At 46.7% G+C, this 22,946-nt stretch carries 24 protein-coding genes; 15 read left to right on the plus strand and 9 right to left on the minus strand.

Annotated features, from left to right (window positions below; genetic code table 11):
- Positions 1-17: 17 nt before the first annotated feature.
- Entirely contained in the window at positions 18-1,925 is a 1,908-nt protein-coding gene (gene dxs / locus RIB93_RS26295) for a 1-deoxy-D-xylulose-5-phosphate synthase (protein ID WP_446377214.1), read from the minus strand.
- A gap of 261 nt (positions 1,926-2,186) precedes the next feature.
- Positions 2,187-2,714 (minus strand): transcriptional repressor, encoded by a 528-nt coding sequence (locus tag RIB93_RS26300; RefSeq protein ID WP_446377216.1) that lies wholly within the window; start codon positions 2,712-2,714, stop codon positions 2,187-2,189.
- Positions 2,715-3,137: 423 nt separating this feature from the next.
- Between RIB93_RS26300 and clpX the strand changes: the two genes are divergently transcribed.
- On the plus strand, positions 3,138-4,478 hold the full coding sequence (gene clpX, locus RIB93_RS26305; protein WP_446377269.1) for an ATP-dependent Clp protease ATP-binding subunit ClpX: 1,341 nt from the start codon (positions 3,138-3,140) through the stop codon (positions 4,476-4,478).
- Positions 4,479-4,517: 39 nt separating this feature from the next.
- A complete protein-coding gene (locus tag RIB93_RS26310) occupies positions 4,518-4,655 on the plus strand; it encodes a hypothetical protein (RefSeq protein ID WP_446377218.1) in 138 nt (45 codons plus the stop codon).
- Between the two features lie 28 nt (positions 4,656-4,683).
- Here the strand turns inward: RIB93_RS26310 and RIB93_RS26315 are convergent, their stop codons facing one another.
- The 3 genes from RIB93_RS26315 to RIB93_RS26325 form a co-directional block, all read right to left on the minus strand.
- Positions 4,684-5,103: a helix-turn-helix domain-containing protein gene (locus RIB93_RS26315; RefSeq protein ID WP_446377220.1), complete on the minus strand. Its 420-nt coding sequence runs from the start codon at positions 5,101-5,103 to the stop codon at positions 4,684-4,686.
- A complete protein-coding gene (locus tag RIB93_RS26320; protein WP_446377222.1) occupies positions 5,087-5,386 on the minus strand; it encodes a type II toxin-antitoxin system HigB family toxin in 300 nt (99 codons plus the stop codon). Before RIB93_RS26320 ends, RIB93_RS26315 begins: the two co-directional genes overlap by 17 nt.
- A gap of 442 nt (positions 5,387-5,828) precedes the next feature.
- Complete coding sequence (locus RIB93_RS26325; RefSeq protein ID WP_446377224.1) at positions 5,829-6,977, minus strand: SpoIID/LytB domain-containing protein; 1,149 nt, start codon at positions 6,975-6,977, stop codon at positions 5,829-5,831.
- Positions 6,978-7,299: 322 nt separating this feature from the next.
- Between RIB93_RS26325 and RIB93_RS26330 the strand changes: the two genes are divergently transcribed.
- From RIB93_RS26330 to tumE, 7 genes are all read left to right on the plus strand, one after another.
- A complete protein-coding gene (locus RIB93_RS26330) occupies positions 7,300-7,962 on the plus strand; it encodes a DUF389 domain-containing protein (protein WP_446377226.1) in 663 nt (220 codons plus the stop codon).
- 14 nt (positions 7,963-7,976) lie between these two features.
- Positions 7,977-8,552: a DUF421 domain-containing protein gene (locus RIB93_RS26335; protein ID WP_446377228.1), complete on the plus strand. Its 576-nt coding sequence runs from the start codon at positions 7,977-7,979 to the stop codon at positions 8,550-8,552.
- Positions 8,539-8,691: a hypothetical protein gene (locus RIB93_RS26340; protein ID WP_446377230.1), complete on the plus strand. Its 153-nt coding sequence runs from the start codon at positions 8,539-8,541 to the stop codon at positions 8,689-8,691. Before RIB93_RS26335 ends, RIB93_RS26340 begins: the two co-directional genes overlap by 14 nt.
- Before the next feature lie 127 nt (positions 8,692-8,818).
- A complete protein-coding gene (locus tag RIB93_RS26345; RefSeq protein WP_446377232.1) occupies positions 8,819-9,778 on the plus strand; it encodes a ribonuclease Z in 960 nt (319 codons plus the stop codon).
- Between the two features lie 101 nt (positions 9,779-9,879).
- Positions 9,880-10,146, plus strand: a complete 267-nt coding sequence (locus RIB93_RS26350) for a ribbon-helix-helix domain-containing protein (protein ID WP_446377234.1) — start codon at positions 9,880-9,882, stop codon at positions 10,144-10,146.
- Positions 10,147-10,189: 43 nt separating this feature from the next.
- Positions 10,190-10,420 carry an antitoxin TumA gene (tumA, locus tag RIB93_RS26355; RefSeq protein ID WP_446377236.1) on the plus strand — a complete coding sequence of 77 codons (231 nt, stop codon included), beginning with the start codon at positions 10,190-10,192 and terminating at the stop codon, positions 10,418-10,420.
- Positions 10,410-10,787, plus strand: coding sequence for a toxin TumE (gene tumE, locus RIB93_RS26360; RefSeq protein ID WP_446377238.1), 378 nt, complete (start codon positions 10,410-10,412; stop codon positions 10,785-10,787). Before tumA ends, tumE begins: the two co-directional genes overlap by 11 nt.
- Positions 10,788-11,012: 225 nt before the next feature.
- Here tumE and RIB93_RS26365 read toward each other — a convergent pair whose 3' ends face one another.
- Together RIB93_RS26365 and RIB93_RS26370 are read right to left on the minus strand one after the other, a co-directional pair.
- A complete protein-coding gene (locus RIB93_RS26365; RefSeq protein ID WP_446377240.1) occupies positions 11,013-12,125 on the minus strand; it encodes a matrixin family metalloprotease in 1,113 nt (370 codons plus the stop codon).
- 351 nt (positions 12,126-12,476) lie between these two features.
- The gene (locus RIB93_RS26370) at positions 12,477-13,478 is read right to left on the minus strand and encodes an adenosine kinase (protein WP_446377242.1); all 1,002 of its coding nucleotides are present in this window, start codon (positions 13,476-13,478) and stop codon (positions 12,477-12,479) included.
- A gap of 836 nt (positions 13,479-14,314) precedes the next feature.
- On the opposite strand from RIB93_RS26370, the gene RIB93_RS26375 reads away from it, so the two are divergent.
- From RIB93_RS26375 to RIB93_RS26395, 5 genes are all read left to right on the plus strand, one after another.
- Positions 14,315-15,841 (plus strand): cation-translocating P-type ATPase, encoded by a 1,527-nt coding sequence (locus tag RIB93_RS26375; protein WP_446377244.1) that lies wholly within the window; start codon positions 14,315-14,317, stop codon positions 15,839-15,841.
- Positions 15,842-15,957: 116 nt separating this feature from the next.
- On the plus strand, positions 15,958-17,196 hold the full coding sequence (locus RIB93_RS26380; RefSeq protein ID WP_446377246.1) for an RNA-guided endonuclease InsQ/TnpB family protein: 1,239 nt from the start codon (positions 15,958-15,960) through the stop codon (positions 17,194-17,196).
- On the plus strand, positions 17,193-17,585 hold the full coding sequence (locus tag RIB93_RS26385) for an HAD family hydrolase (protein ID WP_446377248.1): 393 nt from the start codon (positions 17,193-17,195) through the stop codon (positions 17,583-17,585). The genes RIB93_RS26380 and RIB93_RS26385 overlap by 4 nt, the downstream gene beginning before the upstream one ends.
- On the plus strand, positions 17,551-18,084 hold the full coding sequence (locus tag RIB93_RS26390; protein WP_446377250.1) for a cation transporting ATPase C-terminal domain-containing protein: 534 nt from the start codon (positions 17,551-17,553) through the stop codon (positions 18,082-18,084). Before RIB93_RS26385 ends, RIB93_RS26390 begins: the two co-directional genes overlap by 35 nt.
- A 317-nt stretch (positions 18,085-18,401) precedes the next feature.
- Positions 18,402-18,854: a DUF2267 domain-containing protein gene (locus RIB93_RS26395; protein ID WP_446377252.1), complete on the plus strand. Its 453-nt coding sequence runs from the start codon at positions 18,402-18,404 to the stop codon at positions 18,852-18,854.
- Between the two features lie 169 nt (positions 18,855-19,023).
- Here RIB93_RS26395 and RIB93_RS26400 read toward each other — a convergent pair whose 3' ends face one another.
- Positions 19,024-20,232, minus strand: coding sequence for a glycosyltransferase (locus RIB93_RS26400; RefSeq protein WP_446377254.1), 1,209 nt, complete (start codon positions 20,230-20,232; stop codon positions 19,024-19,026).
- Between the two features lie 140 nt (positions 20,233-20,372).
- Positions 20,373-22,073, minus strand: a complete 1,701-nt coding sequence (locus RIB93_RS26405) for a glycosyltransferase family 39 protein (protein WP_446377256.1) — start codon at positions 22,071-22,073, stop codon at positions 20,373-20,375.
- A gap of 418 nt (positions 22,074-22,491) precedes the next feature.
- Here RIB93_RS26405 and RIB93_RS26410 point away from each other — a divergent pair, with 418 nt between their 5' ends.
- Positions 22,492-22,719 carry a hypothetical protein gene (locus tag RIB93_RS26410; protein WP_446377258.1) on the plus strand — a complete coding sequence of 76 codons (228 nt, stop codon included), beginning with the start codon at positions 22,492-22,494 and terminating at the stop codon, positions 22,717-22,719.
- The last annotated feature ends 227 nt before the right edge of the window (positions 22,720-22,946 follow it).

Below are 22,946 nucleotides of genomic sequence, written 5' to 3' on the forward strand. Positions count from 1 at the left end.
CTCTACACAATTGAAAATTAACTCACCACCGACGGTTGTTTATTAAAGAACGCTTCGCGCACTTGTTCCGCCATTTGAGACGGCGTTAATCCTAAATCAGCTTTCGACTCATCGGGTTTAGCATGATCGACTAACTTATCCGGGACGCCAAACCGCTTCACGGGTACCAAAACATTATTGTCCGATAACGCTTCCGTCACGGCTGACCCAAAACCGCCCATCAAGCAGCCTTCTTCTAAGGTAACCACCTTACCAATGCGCTGGGCTAGGGGCAGAATCAACTCGGTATCCAAAGGCTTGACAAAACGGGCATTAACCACAGTGGCTTCAATTCCGTGTTCGCTCAAAATTTCCGCCGTTTGCATCGCGGGATACACCATGGAACCATAGCCAATCAGCAGGATATCATCGCCATTGCGGAGAATTTCGCCTTTACCGATGGATAGCCCGTCCCATCCTTCTTCCATTAAGGGAACGCCAGACCCATTCCCCCGTGGATAACGCATAGCAATCGGTCCGTCGGTGTAATTCACACCCGTTACCAACATCCGTTGTAGTTCCGCTTCATCCTTGGGTGCCATAACCACCATGTTGGGAATGCAGCGCAGATAGGCAATATCATACATGCCTTGGTGAGTTGGACCATCAGCACCAACAATCCCGGCGCGATCTAAGCAGAAGAACACGGGTAACTTTTGGATGCAAACATCGTGAATTATCTGGTCATACGCCCGTTGCAGGAAGGTGGAGTAAATTGCGGCTACAGGTCGCATTCCTTCGCAAGCCAGCCCTGCGGCTAGGGTAACGGCGTGCTGTTCGGCAATTCCCACATCGATGTATTGTTTGGGCAGTTTTTCCTGGAGTTTAGTCAACCCGGTTCCCGTCGCCATGGCTGCGGTAATGCCGATGATTTTGGGATTGTTTTCGGCTAATTTGACTAAGGTGTGGGCAAAGACTTTGGAATAGCCGGGGGGTTTCGGCTTGTTGGAGGGAATCGCTTTCCCGCTGGTTAAATCAAAGGGACTTTGGGCATGATAACCGACTTGGTCTTGTTCTGCGATCGCATAACCCTTACCTTTGGTCGTTACCACATGCACCAAGACGGGACCTGAGTATGTATGTGCCGATTTGAACGTGGTAATCAAGTCTTCTAGGTTATGACCATCTACTGGTCCCATGTAGGTGAAGCCCAGTTCTTCCAACACCGCCCCAACTTTGGGTACAGCTAACCGCTTCATCCCCTCTTTCACCCGTTGTAATTCGGGAGTCAAGGATTCCCCAAACAAGGGAAAATGCTTGAACTGTTCCTCTAAATTATCCGCCAGGAACTGCATCGGCTTACTCAGGCGTACCCGGTTCAGAGACCGGGAAATCGCGCCTACGTTGGGCGAAATGGACATTTCATTATCATTCAGTACCACCAACAGCCGGGTATTGGGTAAATGTCCAGCATGGTTAATCGCTTCTAATGCCATACCCCCGGTTAAGGCACCATCACCAATCACCGCTACTGTCTTAAAGTTTTCCCCTTTGCGATCTCGCGCCAGCGCCATCCCTAGGGCGGCTGAAATACTGGTAGACGCATGACCCGCACCAAAGTAATCAAACTGATTCTCGCAACGCTTTAAGTAACCAGCCACCCCGCCCTTTTGCCTTAGGGTGTGGAAGTGATTATAGCGTCCCGTAATCATCTTATGGGGATAGGCTTGGTGACCGACATCCCAAATCACCTTATCCCGATCCAAGTCGAGTGTCTGATATAATCCCAACGTCAGTTCGACAACCCCTAACCCTGGACCTAAATGACCACCGCTTTTGGCTACCGTTTGCAGATGCCGTTCCCGAATTTGACGGGCAATTTCCTCCAGTTGACGGAGCGACAAACCGTGTAGCTGGTTCGGATGGGTAATTTCGCTGATATGCATACCGCCGTAATCTTCTTTAAATCGCTACTGGATATTATTCGTCTGTTTGATAGTCTAAAGTATCTAACAATTTAGGGGTTAGGGGAAAATGAAATTAACAAATCCCTAGATTATCTGGCGAAAACAGCTAAAAACGCACGGATTTAGCTACCACTCAACCGTTGTCAGTGATAAAAATCACACTATATTGAAGTTTTACTCACCCAACCTCACCGCTTGGCTGTCCTTGGTTCAACCATTGGACAAATTCCTGATGACGTGTTAATAGTGAGTGCTTACCTCGTGGGGATCTTCTGCCACGATCGCTCGAGTGCAGCGCCAATTACTGGGAAGTGCGGAGGGCCATCCCATACGGAGAGCTTCGGGACAAATGCTGTGTATGGTAAGCTGACAGTCAATGAGCTGGAAGCCTTCCTTGTCCACCTGCTTCATTGCCTGTTTTAATATTGAATCATTCTTAAATTCAATCGTCTGGTTACACTGAATGCAAACTAGATGATGGTGATGATTCGGGAACGGTTGATTCAGTTCATAGTGTTTATGCCCTTCGGCTAACTCCAATTCTCGCAGGATACCCATGCGAGCCATCAACTTGACGCTACGGTAAATTGTAGACAGGCTGATGGGTTCTCCCCGCTTGTCCAGCAAATGGAAGAGTTCCTCAGCACTGAGGTGGTTTCCTCGGGGAAGATTCTGAAAAACGTGGAGTATCGTTTCTCGCTGCGGCGTCAACCGCCAACCCCGGGAATTAAGTTCAGCTTTCAGCGAAGCGGCTGTATACGGAGGCATAATCACCCTCTCAAAAAAACCATGTTATTGACAATGATAGTTACTGATCCCACCCATTTGCAAGAAAATCGGTTAATTGACAATTAATGTCAGTCGATATTTGTCATTCGTCATTCGTCATTTGGTCAGGGCGGGTTTTGCAGCCACACTAAGGAAAACCATCAATATTAGTCCCTAAACCCGCCCCTACACACAGATACACCATGGTACGTTTCTACCATGACTGTCCCCATCTCCCCCATCTCCCCCAGCTCCCCCATCTCCCCCAGCTCCCCCAGCTCCCCCGCTCCCCTCTCACCTCCTCACCTGAAGCTCCCCTTTTGCGATCGCTGGAAACTACAATTGAAGTAGAGCGGTTTGGATAGCCGAACTTTCCCCTTAAGCCAGATTGCTGTCACTGACCCCAAAAGCTCGGATATTGATATGTCCAAATACGATTCCTATTTAAGATGTTCTTTTTGTGGTAAATCCTCAGAACAGGTTAGTAAATTGATTGCTGGTCCTAGCGTCTACATCTGTGATGAATGTGTGGAACTGTGCAACCAAATTTTAGAGGAAGAACTGCTGACGTCTCACTCAGAAAGCCCCAATTATCCACCCTTAACGGCTGAACCCCCTTACCAACAACCTGACTATTCTCCCCGTCGCCCCCAATATGACTTGCTCAAGCCCGTTGAAATTAAACAAGTGCTAGACAAGTATGTTATTGGTCAAGACCAAGCCAAAAAAGTCCTCTCCGTTGCGGTTTATAATCATTACAAACGGCTTAACCTGGCTCAGGATGATTATGACGCTAGTGGACTAGATGACAGCATCACCCTGCAAAAGTCCAACATTCTATTAATTGGTCCCACGGGTTGCGGTAAAACCCTTTTAGCTCAAACTCTCGCCAATTTGTTACAGGTTCCCTTTGCGATCGCGGATGCGACAACGCTAACAGAAGCGGGTTATGTGGGAGATGATGTTGAGAATATCCTGCTGCGACTGTTACAGATGGCAGACTTTGATATAGAAGCTGCCGAGCAAGGTATTGTTTATATTGATGAAATTGATAAAATTACTCGCAAGAGTGAAAAGTCCTCAATGACGCGGGATGTTTCCGGTGAGGGGGTTCAGCAAGCCTTGCTGAAAATTTTAGAAGGAACGGTGGTGAATGTACCGCCCCAAGGAGGGCGCAAGCATCCCTATCAAGAGTTCATTCAACTGGATACGAGTAATATTCTATTTATCTGTGGCGGGGCGTTTGTCGGGTTAGAGCAAATTATCGAACAACGCTTAGGGAAACGTTCGATAGGCTTCATTCAATCGAGTGAGACGCGATCGCCCCAACTGTCTTCGGCGGAATTGTCCAAACATTTAGAACCAGACGACTTAATCAAATTTGGGGTAATTCCGGAAATTATTGGGCGGTTACCTGTGATTACCGCCGTGGAACCCCTAGATGAAGACTCCTTAGTAGCAATCTTAACCCAACCCCGCAACGCCTTAGTAAAGCAGTACCAAAAACTGCTGAACATGGATAACGTGCGCTTGGAATTTCACCCAGAAGCCCTACGTGCGATCGCCCAAGAAGCCTTTCGTCGCAAAACCGGGGCTAGGGCGCTGCGGGGAATTTTAGAAGAGGTGATGTTAGAAGTCATGTACGAGATTCCCTCGCGCCAAGATATTACCCGTTGCGCCATTACCCGTGAGATGGTTGAGAAGCGATCGGCGGCGGAATTATTAGTCCATCCCTCTTGGTTGCTTAATCCTGAATCAGCGTGAGGATCAATGGCTTGACGGGGTGTTGGGTGTGGGGAAAGGTTGAAACTATTGCCTATTGCCTATTGCCTATTGCCTATTGCCTATTGCCCATTGCCTATTGCCTGTCAGGGAGGGGATATCGAAGCTGATGAAGGGGCATTGGGTAGAGGGGAGGAAGTGCGATCGCATAACTTGTAAAATGGGTTTCGTTCCTAGTAACATTGACTTATTTCCCAAAGTCTTTAGAAGTCAGGGAAAGTCCAGGATTCAAATCATTAAAAAACTTGGCTAGAGATTTGGCTTGAGCTTTGCTCACCCCCCTTTCACCATTAATAATCTCCCTGACAAGCTCAAGAGAACCAAAAATCTCCACTAAAGTAGCAGGCTGCACATCAAACTCGTGCATTAGAGACTCCATTGTCGCCACAAGAGTAGACTCACCCATCGGATAATGTTGAGCCTCGTAAGTCTCAATGAGAAAAACCAACAAATCAAAAAGCATTGTTTCCGCCTCTGTCAACTCACCCGACATCATCCCCTCTACGACACACAATGCTCTCTGATACTCTTCCTCAGTTTTAATTAGCTTAGGCTGATACTGAATCAGTAAGTCCGTGTAGGTTTTTTCACTAGAAGTATGGAGCATCTTTCCACCTTTCCTTATCGTATTCAGCATGGGTCAGAATATATTTAATAAAAATTGTCTGGCGAGAATATCTAATATCTACAATCAACCGATAGTTATTGCCTTTAATATTGAACACCGTAAAATTCCCAACCGCTTCTGCCTTGGGATACTTTTTCTGAACATCTAACAAATTAGACCACTTTGCTTTAGACGCAAAGTTATACCAGTCATTGAGAGCGCCTTCAGAATCAGCGTGTTCAACCCAGAATTCCCGCAACTTTACTTTGCTGATTACATGCATCCCTTTTTGTCTCTATAGCCTGTATCCGTTACCCTCATTCAACAGAACTAAATTTCTACCTACAGGCGCACACATTTTTCCACTCCAAAAGTATACCAGAAAAAAAGCGCGATCTGCGCTAGATCTTTCAGAGCTGCTCCGCTAACGCTCTTTGGGTTGAAGGGAGAGAGTGCGATCGCTATCGTCTATAAAGTCAAATATATCATGGGGCGCAACGTTTGCAATAGGGCGCACGTCGGTGCGCCCAAATACCAACCCGCGCCCTCATCCCAATTGGCATTTTTATTCCATCCGGGTCTTCCGTACTTAGTGTGCTAAATTGTTAGTTTAATTAGTCCGAACATTGAACAGTAAGAGCTTTAGCCATTTCTTCCCATATTTCAAGTTGTAATGGTGGGGGCTTGGTTACCAAGCCCCTCAAAGCTGGGTTACTGTTCTTAAATTACGGAAGCTGAGAAATTGCTGCCTGTTGATAATAGTGACTCAAAATCTGTTGATAGTTAACACCCTGTTGCGCTAAATTATGCGCCCCCCATTGACTTAATCCTAATCCGTGACCATAGCCGCGACCACTAACTTGAAAACTCCCACCCATATTACTCACCGTAAACAGTGTACTTTTCAGTCCCAGCGCCTTACGCATATCATTGCCACTAACCCGCTTACTCCCGCCTGTTCCCTTTACTCTGATGGTGACAACGCGCCCATGGGGAGTTGTCCGTTCTGGGGTCATAGAAGTGACGCGCCCAACTCCACCAATCCGGCGTCCCAATTCGCTACCGGAAAAGGTTTGAGTCCATTGATAGACAGGTGCGCCCACATCATAATCGGGAACTCCTCGCAGATAGGCTAGGGGTTTACTCCAAATATCTTCGACATTTTCTGTATGTCCACCCGACGAGGAATGGAAAACGGATAGAATCACATCACCGCCGTAGGTTAAAATCTGTCCGGCTGTGGCGTTGACAGCGGTATGAGTGCTTTCGGCTTCAGTGTTCATTCCCTTGTAAACTTGCCACTTGACCGTATCACCAACATCGTAGACGCTATTCCCTGATTCAGCTCGTTTATAGAGAGCGTAGGTACGAGCCGCAACCGCTTGGGCTTTTAGGGCTTCTTGGGGCCAACTCGGACTCATTTCGGAGCCAATCACGCTGTAGAGATATTGCTCAAAATCAACATGATTAACCACCGTTAATCGCCCACCCGTCGCCACTAATCGAGTCCGCCCTCGATACCAGCGATCGCCTATCCAAACCAAACCATCCTCAGTGGGTTCAATCCACAGTGATCCCGAACTCCAACGCCCTAAACGAACCCCACTGCCTCCAGATTGGGCGTCAAACCCATTCATCGGCGCAAGTTCTCCCACCGCTTGACCTGCGCTATCGCGAACAATGGCTTTGGTTGAACTTCCTACCTTAACGCGGCTGACGCCCTCTTCAATCGCCACCCGTAATTCCGTTAAAGCTTGGGCGGGACTGACTAAAATCATCCACAATAAAAAAGAGAGCCACCAATGACGCCCTCCAGAGCGAATCATTAACTTGAGCATATTTACCAAAGTGAAGGGAAAACGTCTAGATGTCATCTGTAAAACTTCCTCATCCGAAGACTACTCTCGGTTTCATAATTAACAGAGATGGAAATGCCAATCTTGGTCGTCGCTAGATTATTCCGTTCCCGATACTGGAACCAAGAATCCGCACGCTGATTTTTTCTCTGGCTAAGATTACATCCCTGAAAAAGATTGACAGGCATATTTTTAACATGTTTCTTGCTCATCGGCTAGTGCGGGGCGATCCCCGCGGTATAATCTCCTGTCGGGAAAATCTCTCCCATCCCATTTCCTATTGCCTAGAATCCTAGTCCCTAGTTCCTGTTCCCTAGTTCCTGTTCCCTATTTTCTAATCATGGACAAACCAAACGAGTTGATTCAAACTCCCCAGCCCCCTCTGGTTGAACCCAAGATTCTCCAGCAACTCTCGGAAGAAGTGCTGCTTTCACCCTCTTATTTAGTGTTAATGGGCATGGCGGGCATTTTATCCGCCATTGCCTTGTTGACCAATTCGATTCCAATTCTGATTGGTTCGATGATTATTGCCCCAGCATTTCTACCGTTATCATTGGTCGCCTTTGCCCTAGTTGCAGGTCAACCCAGGCTGGCGCTACGGGGTTTCATGGTGGCTCTAGTCGGGCTATTCGTGGCGACAATTTCAGCCATGGCGACTGTATGGGTTTTCAATACCAGCGAAATTTTACCCTCTCATGACAATCTCCTGAATAAACCCCTACTGGAAGAACGGGTAGAACCGGGTTGGTATAGTGTTGTGGTGGCTTTGGCGGCGGGTGTGGCTGGGACAATTGCTTTAGTGAAGCAGAAAGTGGATACATTAGTGGGAACGGTTGCGGCTTTAGCATTAGTCCCGGCGGCGGCGGCTGCTGCGATCGCGTTTATGTCTCATGATCCGCTTCGGGGGGTTGGTGGCTTAGAATTGCTGGCGATTAATGTTGGCTTGATTATCTTGGCAGGTATGATTACGGTGCTGATGATCGGATCTGAGCCGTCAAGTTAACGTCAGGGATTAAGATGATGCAGGCACTTGGGGATACAATTAGCTGGGCATTGGGACTCGAAGCCCCAACGCTCAATGTGTGGCAGATGGGATTACGGGCAGCGGTTATTTATGGGGCGGCGCTGATCATGGTGCGGGTGATTGGCGATCGCCGCTTTATTGGCAAACATGCAGCGATGGATGTGCTGTTGGGTGTGATTCTGGGGTCTACCTTGAGTCGGGCGATTAATGGGGCTGCGCCCTATTTTCCCACATTAGGCGCAGCGTTAGTATTAGTGGGAATGCATGGGTTAGTATCAGCACTGGCGTTTCATGTTGAGCGTCTTGATGTTTGGGTCAAAGGTAGACCCCGGACGTTAATTCGCGAGGGTCAAGTGAATCGCAAGGCGATGCGAAAAAGTCATATTAGTGACAGAGATTTAGAGTCATCGTTGCGTCTCAAGGGAAAAATCACTGAACCTACTCAGGTGGAAATCGCTCGTTTAGAAAGCAATGGTGAAATCAGTGTCATGCCCAAACCTAAGCCACCAAGGGTGATCGAGGTGTCTGTGCAAGGGGGGGTGCAAACGGTGCGAATTGAGGTGGATTGAGCGCAGGGAAGATGGGGAAGATGGGGAAGATGGGGGAGCAGAGGGAGCAGAGGGAGCTGGGGGAGCTGGGGGAGCTGGGGGAGCTGGGGGAGCTGGGGGAGCTGGGGGAGAGAATTTACAAAGGACGAATGACAAATGACAAATGACAAATGACAAAGGACAAATGACAAAGGACAAAGGACAAATGACAAAGGACGAATGACAAAGCAAAACTGTAACATGAATAGGAGAGTCTGTTTCCCGACTAAGGTTCAAGGATCAAGCCTGTGCAAATTACGTTTTTAGGAACCAGTTCCGGAGTACCCACGCGATCGCGCAATGTGTCCAGTGTGACGTTGCGTCTCCCTCAACGGGCAGAGTTTTGGCTGTTTGACTGTGGTGAAGGCACTCAGCATCAGCTTTTACGCAGTGAACTCAAAACCAGTCAACTTCGCCGCATTTTCATCACCCATTTGCACGGTGACCATATCTTTGGCTTAATGGGACTATTGGCTAGCTGTGGTTTAGCGGGTAATGTTGATCGGGTTGATCTTTATGGTCCTCCCGGTCTTAATGAGTACTTAAAAGCTTGCGGCAAATACTCTCATACCCGTTTTTCATTCCCCACTCAGGTACACACCGTTAGCCCCGGTATTATTTACGACGATGAGGAATATACGGTAATCTGTGGAGCGCTAAAGCATCGTGTGACGGCGTTTGGCTATCGCATCGTTGAAAAAGATCGTCCGGGACGATTTGATGTGGAAAAAGCGAAGGCATTAAAGATTCCATCCGGACCGATTTATGGTCAACTTAAGCGGGGAGAAACCGTCACCCTAGACGATGGACGTAAAATTCAGGGCAAAGACTTGTGTGGAGAACCCGAAATTGGGCGTAAATTTGTTTACTGTACGGATACAGTCTATTGTGATGGAGCAGTAGACCTTGCTCAGGATGCTGATGTGTTAATTCATGAAGCAACGTTTGCTCATCAGGATTCCCAACTGGCATTTGAACGGTTACATTCCACATCTACGATGTCGGCACAAGTGGCATTAAGTGCTGGAGTTAAGCAGCTAATTATGACTCATTTTAGCCCGCGTTATGCCCCCGGAAATAACATTGGGTTAGAGGATTTGCTTAAGGAAGCCCAAGCCATTTTTCCGAAGACCAAGTTGGCGTATGATTTTTTAACTTATGAAATACCCCGACGTCGTGCGCCGGAGTTGGTGGTAGAGGGGAGATGAGGGGTGTGTGAGATTCTCGAAAGTCTTAATGGTAAGGCGCGGGAGTTGGAAGAGAAGATTGCAGAGAATATGGCGCAGTTATTGAAATTGTAGGAGGAACCATGAATATTAGTTTAAAACCGGAACATGAAGAATTCATTAAATCTCAAGTGCTGAGTGGGAGATTTGCCAATCAGGAGCAAGTAATTGATATGGCTTTTCACTTGTTAAAAAAGCTTCAGGGTGAGTATGAACAATGGATAGAGGAAACGCGCAATAAGATTGATGTAGGGATTGCAGAACTTGATCGAGGGGAAGGATTAGATGGGGACGCTGTTGTCGCGGGGATTTTAGAAAGATTTAAACAAGCACGTCAAGAGGTAGAATGAGTCGTTATCAGTACGAAAGATTCATTGTAAGTTAGGAGGGGGAATGCGAAAAGAACGAGTGCAATATACGTCGCCTTTGGATGCACTGATAGCCGTAGCCAAGCGACTCAGTTTGTACGAAAATCAGCAAAATATGGACTCTGAGGATTTTTTTGATCGCTATAGCAAAGGTCAACTCTCAGATGAAGCAATTTTTATTGAATGGGCGAATGATTATCGCCACTATTTAGGGTTACGCCGGGACTTAGAAAAGCAGTTGCAAAATGTTGCATAAAGCTCTGGTAGACTATCTAGAAAATGTAGAACAAACACTTATAGCATTGGAGGATGCTTATGTCGAACGCTATGTTGAAGAAATTTTAACACCGCAACGGGTAACCCTGCGAATTCGTGTTCGTTTTGCGGCGGGACATTTGCTGGAAATCAATGAGGCAATGGTTGTGGAAACCAATACTTTGGTGTGGTTGGATTATCGCTATCACTGTCAGGACGAGCAAAATCGTCTGATTTTTCGCTACGATAGTACACCTCATTTCCCGGATTTGCCAAGTTTTCCTCACCATAAACATTTACCAGATGAGGTAATTGCTAGCCAAAAGCCAGATATCTATCAGGTTTTACAGGAGGCGGTTAATGTATAAAAACACAGGTTTAGTGAATTGCATGGTAGAAACACAACGAGAGCTTTCCTAAGAGGCAATCATAATTCTTTCATAAGAATATAGGTATCTCGTCCTTGAAATAGTGCAACCCCCACTAAATTCCAGCGAATATAGCGGGGGAAAAGGTTTAAGTTAAAACATATTGAAATTGGTTATTCCCTGTTGCCTTCCTTGGTAGGTATCTCAATTTAAATGCTGAACAACCTACCACATCATCACGGCTGTTTCTCCGGCGCGATCGCTATAGTAGATGCGGATACGTAATACATAGCGACGCCCCCGAAATAACCTGACCTTAATCTCAGCATTGTAGTCTTCGCCACTATCGTCATCCCCCGTAAGATAACGAAGTTCGCCATTGACCTCTTCAAACAGAATCATAACGGTATCTGATATGCCAAAGGTGCGAATCATATAGGATCGTGTCGCATCAGGTTCGATACGGAAGTTCATCTGTTCCCCAGGTGTGAGGGTTAAGGGAACTGATTGAAAGGGTTTTAGTTCGGTGTAATCTTTCTCATCTAAAAGTGGATAAAACTGCTTGACCCAGGTTTTATCCCGTTCTGATAACCCAGGTGCTGGAGTTAAACCATTCCGATATTTTGGGGGTTCTTGAATTAAACCCGCGCCAAAGGGATAGTGCATAATTGAGTTAGGGTCCCAGTTTGACCCTTGCACCATATCCGGGCTAATCTTGCGAATGATATTGTAATAAGTGGTTTCTCGATCCCAATTATTTGGAGGTGCAGCGAGTGCAGCGTAAACCGCTTCTTCGTCCCAAACAATTCCAGCATTAGGATTTTGGTGTTCGTGAGGGAGTCCGAGTGTATGACCAATCTCATGAATGGCGGTGTTAATTTCTCCAGGAAATCGGGTTAAATCCCAACCAAAGTTCATGGTTCGCTCATCTCGCCCGATATTGAGAATATCTCTGCCAATATAAGACCAAGCGCCATCTCCACGTAAGAAACCAATCCGGATTTCTGCCTCATCTGGTGAATTGACTTCCTTAAATTCGAGACCCATACCTATCTGTTTCCAGGTGTCAAAGGCTTGACGCACAACATTTTTTTCCGTATCAGTCGTTGCCCACTCTGTTGGCTGATCGAAGAAATAGTAATGTAAGATTGTGCCGTTCACCCATTTCTTGTCCAGGAATTGGATTAGATTGGCACGATTCCGATTGACAATCCCTGACAAGTCACGCGACGCAACTTCAGGGAGTGAGCAATAGGAATAGTTCCCTCCTTGATCAGCCGATATGGATGCCGCTGATTGCTCTTGTTCATTGAATGGGTTGGTATTTGATTGAACCATCAGAGTTCTCCTAATTTAGTAATTTGTCAAAACACTGATTTCACGGATTTCTTGGGGAGATAGGGGTGGGGAGGTGAGAGCTTATTGACACTGATTACACAGAGAATTTAGTTCTCTCATCAAAACAAAATAGGATGATTGGGATTATAAGCGTCATTTGTCATTCGTCAAAACACTGATTTCACGGATTTCTTGGGGAGATAGAGGTGGGGAGGTGAGAGCTTATTGACACTGATTACACAGAGAATTTAGTTCTCTCATCAAAATAGGATGATTGGGATTTTAAGCGTCATTGGTCTTATGTCATTTGCTTCCCCATCTCCCCTATCTCCCCTATCTCCCCTATCTCCCTCATCTCCCCCCGCTCTTCTCTAATAAAGAACGAGTCTCTTGGGTGTCCATGCGAGGACCGAAACTCGTCACCAACTTTGCCGCCGCTTTAGAGCCTAACTCTCCAGCTTGAGCATAACTCATCCCATGCGTCAGTCCGTAAAGAACCGCGCCAGCATACATATCTCCGGCGCCAACAGTGTCAACTGCTTTAACAGGTAATGCATCAATCTCAATTATCTCTTGTCCATCAAAGATTACCGATCCTTTCGGTCCACGGGTAATTGCAAACCCTTTAGCTAACCCTTTCAAGTAATCAACAGCAACCGTGAGATCCTCGGTGTCTGCCATTTTTAGGGCTTCGCTTTCATTGGCAAAGAGGAAATCCACTCCTGAATCGATGATTTCGAGCAATCCATCTTTAAAGAACTTCACCATATTCAGGTCAGACAGGGATAGGGCGATTTTTTGACCCGCTGCTTTGGCAAGATCTCTGGCTTGAATCGCCGCCGCTTTGCTAGCAGCACCCGTGACCAAATACCCTTCAATATAGGTATATTTGGACTGGGCGATCGCGTCAGGGACTAATTCTGCTTCTGAGAAGCTCGCGGAAATTCCCAGGAACGTATTCATCGTGCGATCGGCATCTGGTGTCACAAACACCAAGCATTTACCCGTAATTCCAGCTTCGGGGGCATGGTATTGCAGGTTTGTGTCAACATTAAAGCGGAGCAAATCCCCCAGGTAAACCTGTCCGTCTTCATCATTGGCGACTTTACACGAATAGAAGGCTTTACCCCCAAACTGGCTCAGGGCAATCATTGTATTTGCCGCCGATCCCCCACCGCCGCGCTTCATTGACTGACCCTCTAAGCGTTTCAGGATCTTGTACTGGTGATCTTCTTCAATTAAAGTCATCACCCCTTTATCAATGTTCAGTTCCTGGAGTAACTCTGGGGAAACTTCTAATTCAATGTCCAGTAGGGCATTACCGAGACCATATACATCGTATTGTTGAGTCATCTTCATTCGTGGCTAAATCCCTCGTCCATACCGGGTATGGGTTACGGAGGAAAGCCAAGCTCCTAATTATAGTCCTGTTCAATCCAACTGCTATCCTATATTGCCATCCGTTACGACTCAAGTGTGAGTAAGCCTCCATTATCCGCCAAGAACTCAAGTTCTTGGCTAAAAGCTCAAGTCGGTTAAAACCGACTCAGTTTCGTTTCCAGTCGTTAAACACCAAAGTCCAATTAATTCTCTAGCTGCTTGACCCTTCTCAGATGCAGCACTTTTTATTAAGTGGGCGGATGATTATCGCCACTATTTGGGGTTACGTCGGCATTACGTCGGCATGTAGAAAAACGGTTACAAGATTTTGCCTAAAGTTCTTGCCGACTATTCTAGATCATCGGTTGGTGTAACGAGAATTAGCGGTTACAAAAAGCCAAAACTCTGTAGGGGCGGGTTTAGGGAATCAATTCAGCTAGTCACCGATTAATGAACAACAAAACCCGCCCTCCCTACCGATAACTGAACAATAAAATCCGCCCTTATTCAATTTAACCGCATGGTGGAGGCAGAATATTAATGGGCGACTGATTAAAGGGTTGAGAAACGAAACTCAATGCCATCGTTAGCCGATTGGGTAACGCTTACGCTCTACCACGCTAGAGCCGTTTGTTCTCCCGAATGAGCTGAATCTTCCTTCAAAAGGAGGATTCTTTAGCCTAACTCTCTAGTATATAACCATAATATGGTAATCCTGTGGTGCGATCGCGCTGACCTCTAACCCCCCTTGGCACAATCCCCAAATTCGTTACCCGATCTCAGTTAGGTTAACCACAATCAAAGCAATCATGGCGGATCTTCCCAACCAACCGTGGACAATTTCATCAGCCGATTTATTTAAGAAACTAGATGTTTCTGAGGATGACGGACTCTCTGACGCCGAGGTGCAACAGCGACGGGAACAGTATGGCGCGAACCGTCTGCAAGAAGCCCAACGTCGAGGTCCCTTACAAATCCTGATCGAACAGTTCAAAAGTTTAGTCATTGGGATTCTCGCCATTGCCGCCATTCTATCCTTTGCCTTTGCTCAGTGGATTGAAGGCTTTGCCATTGTTTTTGCTATCTTAATTAACGCCGCTATTGGCTTTTTCATGGAATATCAAGCTGTGCGTTCCATGGAAGCCTTGCAAAACCTGAGTAGTTCTAAAGCCAAAGTGCGTCGCCAAGGACAGATGCAGGAGATTGACGCGGAAAACTTAGTACCTGGAGACATGGTACTCCTGGAAAGCGGAGATATGATTCCGGCGGATCTGCGGTTGACGGAAACCTCTAAAATGCAGGTGAATGAGTCTTCCCTGACGGGGGAATCGGTTCCTGTGACTAAAACCACAGAACCCATCGAAGGGGAGGTGGAACTTGCCGATCGCACCAATATGCTGTTCAAAGGAACCGCCCTAACTCGTGGTTCCGGGGAAGGGGTGGTTGTAGCCACAGGAATGCAGACCGAATTGGGTCACATTTCTGAATTAGCCCAAGAAGCCAAAACCGAGGAACGTACTCCCCTGGAAAAACGGCTGAATCAACTGGGACGCCGTTTGATTTGGGTAACCCTGATTATTGTCGCCCTAATTGCCATTTCCGGCATTATTGTAGGCAAGGATATTCGCCTGATGGTGGAAACGGCTGTCGCCCTCGCTGTCGCCGCAATTCCCGAAGGACTACCGATTGTGGCGACTATTGCCCTAGCGCGGGGGATGTGGCGCATGGCAAAGCGGAATGCCTTAATTAATAAACTGGCGGCGGTGGAAACCCTAGGGGCGACTAGCGTTATTTGTACTGATAAAACCGGAACGTTAACCGAAAACCGGATGACAGTGAGTCATGTTGTCCTCGACTCCGGTGACATTGAAATTAGTGGGGAGGGATTAGAACCCGAAGGAGAGTTCAGCCAAGATGATGAAACCCTGAACCCCTTAGAGCATGATAGTCTCCGCCCCGCCTTAGAAGTTGGCGTCTTATGTAATAATGCAGCATTACAACCGGAGGACTCTAATGAAAGTAGAGTTGTCGGTGATCCGATGGAAGTAGCGCTGCTGATTGCGGGAGCAAAAGCTGATCTCCAGCGTGACGCCTTATTAGAAGATATGCCCGAAGTGCGGGAAGAGGCATTTGATCCCGACACTAAAATGATGGCGACGCTGCACAAAAGCAATGGTGATTATCGCTTTGCCGTCAAAGGCGCACCGGAATCTGTGCTAAAGGTGTGTACTCAGATTTTAACCTCAGAGGGGGAAAAAGAACTTCGCGATCGCGATTCCTGGAAGCAACGCAGTAATGACCTCGCCGCGCAAGGGTTACAGCATAAGCGATGGTGAAAGCTCCCGCGTTTCAACCGGGAGATGAAACCAAGCGATACGTTTAGTTTAGCAACTTTAGTTGCGAGTGTTAGGTATCTTGTGTTATAATTTTACCATAAATTAATTGCGGTAAAATGATTGTCTACGAAGGTAAGCTAAAAGGTAAAGAGTATCAGTATAGAAGGCTTGATGAAGCCATCCGTACTGGTTTGTTTATTCGTAACGCCTGCCTTCGCTATTGGGAAGATGGTCAGGCTAAGACCCGCAACGATTTTTCTAAGTATTGTACGATTCTTGGTAAAAGTAAAGAGTTCCCCTGGGCGGGAAAATTAAACTCTCAAGCTCGACAAGCCATGTCTGAGCGAACTTGGGCAGCTATTTCTAGATTCTTTGACAACTGCAAAAAGGTACAGACGTGCCATGGCACGTCTGTACACGGAAAGAAGGGCTACCCTAAGTACAAAAAGAACCTTCCCAATCATGGTTCAGTAGAGTATAAAACGTCAGGATGGAAACTATCAGAGAATCGTGACGCCATCACATTCACTGATGGGTTCAAAGCGGGAACGTTCAAGCTTTATGGGACTCGTGACCTGAACGACTACCAACTCAGCCAAATCAAGCGAGTCAGGGTAGTGCGTCGCGCCGATGGTTATTATGCTCAGTTCTGTATTGACCATGACAGGACAGAGGACAAGAAGCCAACGGGCAATACCGTAGGATTAGATGTCGGGTTGAATCATTTCTATACTGACTCTAACGGACAGACAGTTGAAAATCCAAGATTTCTAAGGAAGTCGGAAAAACAACTGAAGCGGCTTCAAAAGAGAGTATCTAAGAAGTTTAAAAAGGGTCAACCCCAATCTAACAACTACAAAAAGGCTAAACAGAAATTAGCATTGAAGCACTTGAAAGTCAGTAGGCAGCGTAAAGACTTTGCGGTAAAGACTGCATTGTGCGTAGTCCGGTCTAACGACTTGGTAGCTTATGAGGATTTGCAAGTGCGGAACATGGTCAAAAATCACCACCTAGCTAAATCGATTAGCGATGCCGCCTGGTCTGAATTTAGGCGGTGGCTTGAGTATTTCGGGAAAGTGTTTGGGGTGGCGACGGTCGCTGTCAAACCTCACTACACCTCTCAGAATTGCTCCAATTGCGGTTGTGTTGTGAAAAAATCACTTTCGACTCGGACACATAAATGTCAGTGTGGATGTGTTTTAGACCGTGATTGGAACGCTGCAATAAACATACTCAAAGAAGCACTTCGTACTGTAGGGCATACAGGAACTCTCCAGGAATACTGGATAAACGCTTCGGGACAACTCGCCCTCTTGAGTATTGATGAAAATCAATATTCAAAGGTGATTGGATGAACGAAGAATCCCCCGTGCTTCCAGCCGGGGGAGTGTCAAGGATTCTGGCATTGGCACAGAAAAGGGTGAATAGTGAAGAGGCTAAACCCTACGAAGACCTAACCTTTTTAGGTGTCGTGGGCTTACTTGATCCCCCTCGCCAAGAGGTACGGGCGGCAATAGATGAATGTCAAGACGCCGGAATTCGGGTAATTATGGTGACAGGCGATCAACCCGTCACCGCCCGAAATATTGGTGTAGCGGTGGGTTTAACCGATGATCAACAAGCGAATGTGGTGCAGGGGAAAGACCTAAAAAGCCCCGATGAATCTTCTTCTGAGGAACGTCAGCGTTTAATCAAAACCCTTACCCATCTTGCCCCTACAAATCTTATATCTGAATATCATTAACGATGTTTTCCCCGCCCTAGCGCTGGGTGTGGGGGAAGGGTCTCCCGCCCTCATGGAACAACCTCCCCGTGACCCTAAGGAGTCGATTATCAGCAAGCGTCACTGGTTTGCGATCGCGGGATATGGTTTAATCATAGCTGCCCCGGTTTTGGGTTCCTTTTACCTGGCATTCAACTGGTTAGGATTGGACAAAAATCAGGCTGTTACCATTTCCTTTCTCACCATCGCCTTTTCCCGACTGTGGCACGTCTTCAATATGCGCGATCGCGGATCAGGTGTACTGGTTAACGAAGTCACCCGCAATAAGTACGTCTGGGGTGCCCTGATCCTGTGTACTGGATTACTCGCCATTGCCATTTATCTGCCCATCCTCTCCGATATCCTGCAAACTCATGCCCCTAGCCTACAGGGTTGGTTACTCATCATGGGAATGAGTTTAGTTCCCTTAGTCATTGGGCAAATTGCCAAGTTAATCGCGGATCAAAAGAAATCCTCGTAGGGGTTTGGTTCCAAAACCCGGTTGGGTTACCAAACCCTGTGAAATGACAAAGGACAAGGTTTCTACAATTGCCCTGTTCCCTGTTCCCTGTTCCCTGTTCCCTGTTTCCTGACAGATGAAATATGCCTCTTGAGGTAGATGCCAGCCCTAACGCTGCTATCCTAGGTTAAAGTGTTAACCCAGAACATGAAAAATCCTCAAAATAATCTGAAATTCATACAAATCGTTTTTCTGTCTTTACTGGATCATTCACATAAAACTGGGAAATCAGGACATTCAAAGTCCTTAACCATGACCTGAAACACAAGGAGAAAACTATGCCCGACAATACAGCTTTCTTAGAAAAAGTCAAAAAGCAGGGTTCCTTAGAAGACATCTATGACGCCCGCGATGTAACTGAAGTCGTATTCCGCACCATGCGCGACTTAATGAACACAGACGCTTCAGATCGGGTCGAATCAGAATTGCGTCAAAATGATGGATCTGTGCCGACTCCAGCCGAAGAACAGCAGAAAGAAATTGCCGATCTTTGGAAAGATACTAATCCAATTGTCAGCTTCCTGAGTCGGATTCGTCCCCCTCTCGAATTTGATGCTGATACCTTCTTGTTTAGAATCCGTCAAGAAGCCAGCTTACCCAAAGGCGTTAGCCCAGAAACCGTGGTTCAAGCTATCTTTTCCGCCACAAAAGATGAGTTATCTCAGGAACGAGTCAAAGAAGTTGCTGAGTTTTTACCGCCTAAAATTAAACAAATGTGGCAGCAAGCGTAGTTAGTTATTTGTCCTTGGTCATTTGTCCTTGGTCATTTGTCCTTTGTTTGAATGTGTAGGGGCGGGTTTTACCGATAACCCTGGGGTTCCAACCACTAACTGACCTAAACCCGCCCCGACCAAGTCCGATAATTTTAAATATTTAAGGAGAGGTCAAATCGGTAGTCAATTACTGTCGCACATCGGTTACACGCCAACTCAGCTTAAGATTGATCCAGAAATTCCACACCGTAACCGCCGCGATCGCGATTAACTTAGAAACATATTCATTGATGCCAAAGACATTAAACAATAAATTCACAAGTAAAACATTGAGAATGAGTCCGGCCAAACAGATTAAATTGAACTTTAAAAATCGTTTCAGTCGCTTACGCCATCCCCGTTGATGTCGAGAAATATCGCCAAACGTCCATACATCATTCCACAAAAAATTGTTTAAAATCGCGACTTCGGCTGACAGAATCGCACTGCGGGTTAATCCCAATTCTACATGCTCTCGCAGCAGATAAAAGACCGCCATATCCACAAATACACCACTAAAGCCGACTACACCAAAGCGAATAAATCGACCAATATGTCCGAGAGATAAACGTAAGCGTAGTAAGTGTTGCAAATACTCTACATACTGTTTCCAGGTTACCTTACTTTCCCCCGCTTGACGCTCTTGAAACACATACCCCACTTCCCCAATCCAAGGGACTTTCCCTCGACCCAAGACTTCAATTAAAATTTTGTAACCCAGGGGACTCAGAGGACGACCGACTAAACATTGACGGCGCACCATAAAATAACCACTCATGGGGTCAGAAACCCGCCCGATGACTCCTGGTAAAAGAATTAACCCAATCGTTTGAGCGCCACGGGATAAAAGTCGGCGGATAATACTCCAATCACTCACGCCACCGCCTTCAACATGGCGACTAGCAACGGCTAAATCGGCTCCCCGTTGGATCTCACTCCATAGCTGCAATAACAGTTCTGGGGGATGCTGGAGATCCGCATCAATCACCCCCAAAACCTCTCCCCGCGCCGCTTGCCATCCCCGAATTACAGCAGTAGACAGTCCTCGTTCATCAATCCGCCGCATGACTCGTAGCTGAGGATAATCCGCCGTGAGTTCCAGCGCCACTTTCCAGGTGTCGTCTGGACTATTATCATCCACGACAATGAGTTCATAGTCTCCCGCTAATTGGGAATCGAGTAATCGGCTCAATTGCTCGACAATCTGGGGAATATTCTTCGCTTCTTTGTAAGTGGGAATAATTAGGGAAAACCGTAAGGGACGTTCTTCCGTTGTGGATAAGACAGTAGTTACATCCGGAACCACAAAGGAACCGGATGGAACAGGGAGCAGGGAATTCGGGGGATTGACATTCATTAGCTGTTTTTGACGTTTGATTTAAGCAGCTTTATTGCATTTCGCGCAGCGAGTATGACGTAGTTTGCTTCTTTGCAGGAGCGAGTATAACATAAGACATAAGACGATCAAATCCATTAACTTTCATCTTTCTCACCGACTTATTGAGAACGTTGATAGAGGTGAAGAATGAATTGGTCTTCTTCCATTGTTCCCACTAGTGGCTGGGTTTCTAGCAACTGGAATTGGGACTTTAAAGTGGTCTGGATGTTTTGTTGAAACTTCAGTTTTTCGGCTTCTGTTTTGGGCTTTGACCATATCGGATCACCGCTATCTAACCAGAGTACACGAGAAAAATTACCCGTTTGAGTATTCAAGGTTTTCTCTAATACCGGAGCCAGTTTCGCAGGGGATTGCGCCAATAAGGTTACGGGCAAATCTGGGGGAATATAATAGGCTAAGCGGAGGACGTGACCCCAAGCCTGAGAATTCATAGCGATTAAGGTGGGAGTTGTGGGTTCTTGGGCTATGATGTCGGCAATTTGATGGAACATCCGGCGATCGCGTAATGTGAAATCCCCGATACTGATCACTAGATAGAACCCTAACACTATCGCGGCGGCGAGGGGTCGCCATTTTCCCATTGTCCGCTCAATCCAGGCAGCGATTAAGAGCAAGCATCCGGGTAAAATAAAGATCATTGATCGCCCCCAGCCAAAGCCAACGGTGAACTGACCTTTGAGGATATCTACCATTAGCGCCAGAACCAGGGGAAAAATCCCCAATAGCAACGCCACACCCAAAACTGTGTAGTGATGCTGACGCCACAGCCTGATACTACAGACAACCAAGAGTGCGATCGCGCCTATCCCAGCGATAGTAGCACTCTCCACGGGCAAACTGGTAATCCAATCCCCCAACACTAAATGAATTCCTAGGGTTTGTACCACTCCTTCTAGATGTTTCCCTACCGTTTCTATCCAGGTTTGAGTCCCGCCAAACCGCTCTAAATCAGCATTTCGTAGCTGTTGTCGGGTTCCCCATAATACCCAAGGAATCATTAATATGATCCCCGCCACAAACCTTAGTCCATGTTGCCACCAATGTTGCCGATCTAACCATAAGACTAAGACAGCCAGAGCCACAATAAAAAAGGCAAAGTAATAAAAGGTGAGAAACCCGGCGGTGATAGAACCGATGAAGACCAGATTCCATAAGAGTTGAATGTAGAAACTCGAAGACTTACCGTCTTGGTGTCCCTTGTCGGGAAACCTCTGCTTTTGGGGATCAATTAATTCCAGCGCCGCCCAAGCACTGAGAATCACCCATAGCAACAGTGGACTATACATACGGACATTGAGCGAGTGAAAGAGATAATAGGCATTAGTGCCTAAAAGAGCCGCCAATAACAAGCCCCCGTAATGACCCAACACACGACGACCTAAACCGTAAGCGCTACCGATCGCACCGATACTTAATAAAACGTTTAAGCTGCGCGTAGCGGCTACCCCATTACCGAACAATCGCAACCACAGATGTTGACCCAGAAAAAATAGAGGGGGATGGGGTTCAGCCGCTAATCCTTGGAGTAATTTCTTCAAGGTGGCGGGGATATCGCCGATGCCGTTTTCTACAGGTAAACTCAGTAACGGGGTATAGTCAGCTAAGGTAACAGGCAATTCCTTGGGCGTAGAATAGTATCCTTTTTGACCCGTAGACAGCAGCAGGGACAACACCTCGTCGTACCAAAATTCTCGGTGACTTAAGTTAACGAGTCTTAACAGTACTGCGATCGCGATCGCGATCAGTAATGCCCAAGAAAATGTCCGGGAGAGTTTAGAGAGGGGAAAACTTCGGCTCATCAGAGAGGGCGATAGACACAAGAGTAGGTTCTTTGCCAGTTTAATCGATCATTTGGCGGTATTTTTCTGTAGCTACATTAATCTTGACGAAAAAGGCGGGAGTGCAATCCATCCTCCCAGAGAGTTTATCGTGCGATCGCTCTTTTCCCTGGGGAGTTCCCCCTCTTCCCTATCTGACTTTTCACGGCATATAATTTTGACCCAACGCGCTGAAGAATCAGGCATGGTACGTAAATATGTAGGGGCGGGTTTCACTACTATCTTTTAGGTTGCACCCAGATGCGACTAAACCCGCCCCGATTCCCAGGTTTCGTGAATTCCCGTGAAAGCTTCTTCTGGCTACTCAGTCCCACGCCAGTAATAGTCTAAGAGTTGATCACTCATTTTACTGGTCAACTGAATAAGTAGTATAAATAAAATGATTACAAAATTATCGCAATTGCTGGGTTTAGGATTAGCTATCAGTTTAAATCCTTTCTCCTTTCCTACTTTTAGACAGGCGGCGCTATCTCAATCAACCACTGAATTTAGAACCTTTATGGATTGGTGTCTCAATCAAGAGAAGCTGTCAAGAGGCGCTAAACATACTGTTCAGACTTTGCTCCGGTATGTCGAAACTAATGATTGTCAGCAAGCCGCTCAATAAATCGCGATAATTTATGATCTCAATTTGTATCTTTAGATAATCAATTGTAGGGGCGGGTTTAGCCGTTTAATGTTGGAATCCTACCGATAACCTCTCAACAAAACCCGCCCCTCGTCATAAAAGGGCGGTATATGTAGCGAATGTTACCATTTGGCAGGATTTTGGGTCGAACCGTTGTTCAGTGGCGATAGCGTCGTTGCCGTTAAGTTTATCAACCATGATAAACC

This window comes from Coleofasciculus sp. D1-CHI-01 (assembly GCF_040218875.1).
Lineage (GTDB): Bacteria > Cyanobacteriota > Cyanobacteriia > Cyanobacteriales > Coleofasciculaceae > Coleofasciculus.